Below are 5,075 nucleotides of genomic sequence, written 5' to 3'. Positions count from 1 at the left end.
GACGGCGGAAACAGGGCGTTACTGAAGGCATCGCATATCTTGGTCAGCCCTTTGTCCGCGCCACTTTTGCTCATGGCTAGGCCAACAATCGTGCCCACCACCGCACCCAGCAGGAAACAGCCGAGGCCACCGGTGACCACGGTAATGCCTGTGGCAGCAACAACGGCCGCCGTCGCCACCGCCGTGATCGCGATATTGGCCGCCACCTCCAGCACACCGCCGAGGATGTCTGCCATCATCGAAGTGTGGGAGAGCGCATCGCCCATCCGGGCTGCCCATAACGCGTCAGACATATAGGTTAAAGACTGTACAAAATATTGTAGAAGGAGGTTTGCTTATCGTTTATCAGTGACAGATCGTGGCCTGTTGGAATCTTTTCAAATTGCACTTTAGTAACGGCCATTCGACGCTTGATCACGGCTTCCAGCAGTTTGCCGAATAGCGCATCATCATCGACGAATTTTTTTAGCTTCAGAATCTCTCGTGGGCGGGTTCGCAGGATATAAAAAGCATAATTCATCAAAATAATACTGGAAACGAAAAGGTTTTCGGTTGATTGAAGTGGGTTGACGGTATCGACCAAGGCTTCAAAAGCCTGCTGCCTGTGGTGGGTATAGGTATACAGGAACACGTCGGGATACATGAGCTCGCTGTAACGATCATTAAAATTCAAGCGATAATTTTTATTGTCCGGCGTAACCAATAGTTTAACGATGTTTGTCTGGAACGCTTTCAAGGTGCTCAGAAGTGCATGTTCTTTTCTGGTGTCTGCTTTAATCGTCTTGTATATCACGTTAATCAGGTCCAGCAGTGCTATAGATCCAAAAGCCTCGGTCACCATCAGCAGCTGGTTATCCTTGATACTGAACCTGCGATACACCTCGTCATCAATGCTCAATTCAAAAAGCAGGAACGTGAGCATGTGGTTCCTGAACGCCGCGTCCTCATCGATAGGGCTATTTTTTAGACTGATCAGTTGGATCAGATAGAAGAAAATAAAATAGTCTTTATTAGTGCGTTGACGATTGTCGATGTCCAACAAATGACCAAAGCGAGACAGGACGAGTAGAAGAGCATAGCAGTCCGCCTTCGTAAATCCCTGTTTCAACATGGCTTTTTCAAAAGCGCTCGCGGAAAAGAGATCGTGCCAACGGCTCACATAAAGCGTTGTTCCATTGTTTTTCTTGGCGGCAGCGGAGAGTAATAAGGGTTCGTCTTCCTGATAAAAAATAACGCCCAGTGACTGAGGAGCTGGCCGGATGTTCAGGAAACTTTCAAGCTTGTATGAAATGAGATTGAAGATATCCATTTTGTCGTTATCCGCAGGTCTTCCACTTTCCGTTCGCCCCTTTTTTCTCGACGCGAAAAGAGGTGATGGTTTTGTTGAATTTGTCGAGTATCCGAAAACCTACACCTTTTGCCTTGGGCTCATTGGTCTTGGAGAGTACGCCATCTTTGAGGCCCGTCTCTTTATAGTCAACGGTAGAAATGTCCTTATGGTCGTTGAGCATGCTCACCCCTTCGTTATTGACGGTCGCTACCACGCGGTACTCTTCACGGCGAAAAAGGGGATGAATTATGATGCTTGAACGAGCCGGAAATAATCTGTCCCCATACTTTTTATTGGGCGAATATCGGTGTGTGCTGACGCTTTAATGCTTGATCGAACTCTGAGTTAAACATGATGTTGCGGACTACGTGCGTCATAGCTTATCGAGGCTGGCAGCGGTGGTGGTGTAAAACGGCATGCCTGACTTGTCGATGACTTTTATTCTTCCGTTTTCTTCCTTGATATCCTTTAGGTAAGGAAGGAAGACCACTTCATCGGGAGCTGTTCGCAAGATCTCTTTGTCGAGCACACAGGTGTTGCTCTTCAAAACTTTAAAACTCAATAAGAAAAAATCGATTGTCAGGCGGCATTCAAGTACGCAGGTACACGCAGGGTTTTTTATTTTTTTACTCTTGAAAACCCACTCGTTTTTAAATTGGTTACGGCGAAACTCATCAAGGGTGTCTTTGAATAGGGTGACAGGAAGCGCTATGTGCTTTATCGCTTTTGCCAACCCATTCAACAGCAGGCTTATAAAAAACTCATTGAGTTCGTCGGACGTTACGCAGTTTTTATAGGCGACCTCGTCCATAGTCACCGGCACAATGAGTGCGCTGCTGGAGTTCACGTAGACCTCCTGCGTAGTTTGCCTGGTTCCGACAAAACAAATTTTTTTGAAGCCCACCGCCTCGAATTTTTGGGCGCTCAAATGGCGTTCCAGGAAATTGCAGACAGACCGGCTTTGATCGCGGAACGGATGAATGATCTCGTCGCTGTATTCGGTCAAGTCCGGGTACAGATACACTTCTTTTAAAATCATGGCCTTGAATGCCTCGCTGGGTCTAATTCCTGCCTGCGGCGGTTCGCATTTCGTTGCTCCCAACGCTCGATTTTCCACCGAGCGCCGGGGCCAGCCGGCACCTTTTTGATTACTCTGGACTCATACCGTCCCGTATTACCCGGTTCTGCGTTCCAGTCTCTAACCTGTTTTTCGGCTCGCGCCGATTTTCCATTTTTCTTTATTCTGCCGCCACTCACACCGGTCTTCGCAACTTTTCCGGTGCGCGTGTCTACGACTTCATAGCCGTGTTGTGCCTTGCGGCTTTTTCTCGAGTTGCCGTGGCATGACCAGCCCCAAGGATCTATCCACCCTAAAGGGTTGGGAGCGTATTGGTAAAGGTTGATTCCCCCCAATAGCTCGATGGGGTCTGGTGTGGTGAATCGCCCAATATCCGGATCATAGAAACGAAAGGTATTGAAGTGCAGGCCTGTCTCGCGATCCAAATATTGGCCCTGGAATCGCAGATTCTGCTCTTCGATGTAGTGAGGCTCACGAACCTCTTCAATGGTATTGCCCCAAACCCGATAACGAGCATGCCAGACGATATTACCCGTGGCATCCGATAGTTGTTCGGGCAGTCCGTTCTGATCATTGTGGTAATACCGAATTTTCTGTTGGGCACCCACACCATCCACACGTGAAAGCGGCTCATGGCTGTCTGTTCCATAGAGGTACAGGCTGTTCAGACTGTTCTTTTGCTCTTGAAGCAGCCGCAATCCGTCCCAGATGAAATAGGTCTCGCCTAGTGGAAACCCTCGGATGTCATGTTCAGTTTTTAGTGTCCTTCGACCGAGGGGGTCGTAGCACATTTTGACGACAGTTTCTTGAACTCCGTTGATGTTGTGAACTTCAATCAAACGATGCTCTGCATCATAAAAGAAGCGTTGCACTCGATGACTACCGGTACGCTTCTCTACCATTCGACCGAAGGCATCGTAGCGATATCGTTTGTCCTGATAGGTCAGTAGTTTGTTATGTACCACCAGCCCTGCACCGGGCTGGGGACCGTCCAGCAAGTTGGCGGCAGCGTCGTAGGCAAACGTTTCGCTCAGCCCCTGAAGGTTGTCTTGGTTGGCGACAATACGTCCCGTCGCATCGTAGTGGAGCAATTGTTGACGACTGGCAACCGGCGTACGGTCAATGCGGGTGATCAGATTGTCGTTGGCGTCGTAATTGAACTGCTTCTGTATTCTGGGCGGTAGCAGTGTTGGCTGGTCGGCATTGCGCAGTATGCGCGAACGCAGGCGCCCACCACGGTCATACTCGCTCCGCGTAGTAATGTGTCCCTGAGTACGCAGAACCTCACGATGCAGCCGGTCCCGCTCGAAATCACTGATCAACTGACCATCGAGGTTCAGTTGGTGCAGATGACCACTTCCGTAGTAGAGACGGTTGATATGGCGCCCATCGGGCAATTGCGTTTGTATCAGGTTACCCAGTTCGTCGTAGTGATGACGCAGGCTGCCTGCTGAGCTTTGTTCTTCCAGCAATTGGCCGACAGCATCGTAAGTAAATGACAGGCTTTGCTCGCAGCCTCGGGTATCTGTGAATGTGGCAACGGTAAGTTGGTTGACGCTGTCGTAGGTGTAGTCGGTTCGACCATCGGCCGTTACTTTTCCGATCAATCGGCCAGCGGCGTCCCGTTCCAAATGATGAGTGATGGGATCTATTGGTGTATCGGGTACAAGTGCCAGTCCAGAACCATAGGGGGCGGGTATATGGGACTCGAGAATGGCATTGCCTAATCCGTCGTAGGCATAGCGTCGGGCGCTGCCATCCAGGTCTTGTTGCTCGACGATTCGGTCGACCGCATCCCAGATAAATCGATACTGTTCACCATTTTCATTGGTCAGTGCCTGGAGACGACCATAGGCATCATAGTTAAATTGAACGTGGCGTCCGTGGGCGTCGATGCGTTGGCGAACTTGCCCACGTCCATCGTATTGATAGGCGGTGGTGTGGCCGGCCGCATCGATGTGTTGGGTGAGCTGGCCACTTGTGTCACGCAGGTATTCTTCAACGCGACCATCTGGCAGCTGATAATGCAGCAGACGCCCGCGAGCGTCATGCAGGTAAGTCGTGCGCTCGCCGAGCGCATCGGTGATGGTCTGTAAATAACCGCGATGGTCGTAGTTGAACTTTGTTGAGTAACCTGAGCAGTCGATATGCTCTGACAGCTGCCCGTATTTATTCCAACGCAAGGTGTTGCTTTTACCTGCGGGGTCGACAATCTCTACGATCTGGCCACCAGCGTTATAACGGTAGCGAGTGACGAGACCCAGCGGGTCTGTTTCGCGGACACAATTGCCGCTGGCGTTATATTCGTATTGCCAACTGCTGCCGGCACTATCGGTTTCAACCAGTGGAAGAGACCAATGTTCCAGCCATAAAACGGATTCAATACGGCCCAAGGGGTCACTGGATGTACTGAGGTTACCGCTCTCATCGTAGCTGTACTCATAGCGCCCACCCAGAGGATCAGTCGCGCTGAGCAACTGACGTTCGTCATTCCACTCGAACAGCCAGGTCTGGCCAAGGTTGTCGCTGTACTGAATGATCTGATGCTGAGTGTTCCAGTACCGCGTACTCACGCGCTGCAGGCCGTCGGTGATGCGCGTGAGGCCAGCCTGCAGGTCATAGTCGAACTGGTAAGCGTCGCCCTCATCGGTCCAATGCCGAACCACG

At 50.6% G+C, this 5,075-nt stretch carries 5 protein-coding genes; all 5 read right to left on the bottom strand.

The window, feature by feature from the left end; genetic code table 11:
* On the bottom strand, positions 1 to 293 hold a 293-nt coding region (locus AOA62_RS07600), incomplete at its 3' end, for a hypothetical protein (RefSeq protein WP_143521793.1).
* A 5-nt stretch (positions 294 to 298) separates the two neighbouring features.
* Positions 299 to 1,309: a hypothetical protein gene (locus tag AOA62_RS07595; protein WP_099548335.1), complete on the bottom strand. Its 1,011-nt coding sequence runs from the start codon at positions 1,307 to 1,309 to the stop codon at positions 299 to 301.
* A 7-nt stretch (positions 1,310 to 1,316) separates the two neighbouring features.
* On the bottom strand, positions 1,317 to 1,544 hold the full coding sequence (locus tag AOA62_RS07590; protein WP_017135812.1) for a hypothetical protein: 228 nt from the start codon (positions 1,542 to 1,544) through the stop codon (positions 1,317 to 1,319).
* Positions 1,545 to 1,703: 159 nt separating this feature from the next.
* Complete coding sequence (locus AOA62_RS07585; protein WP_099548332.1) at positions 1,704 to 2,369, bottom strand: hypothetical protein; 666 nt, start codon at positions 2,367 to 2,369, stop codon at positions 1,704 to 1,706.
* Positions 2,366 to 5,075, bottom strand: a 2,710-nt coding sequence (locus tag AOA62_RS07580; RefSeq protein ID WP_178075632.1) for an RHS repeat-associated core domain-containing protein, incomplete at its 5' end; no start/stop codon positions are given. The genes AOA62_RS07585 and AOA62_RS07580, both read right to left, overlap by 4 nt.

Origin of the sequence: Pseudomonas sp. 2995-3 (assembly GCF_002742565.1) — a bacterium.
Classification (GTDB): domain Bacteria; phylum Pseudomonadota; class Gammaproteobacteria; order Pseudomonadales; family Pseudomonadaceae; genus Aquipseudomonas; species Aquipseudomonas edaphica.
The sequence above is the reverse complement of the archived record's forward strand: the minus strand, read 5'-3'. Positions and strand labels throughout refer to the sequence as shown.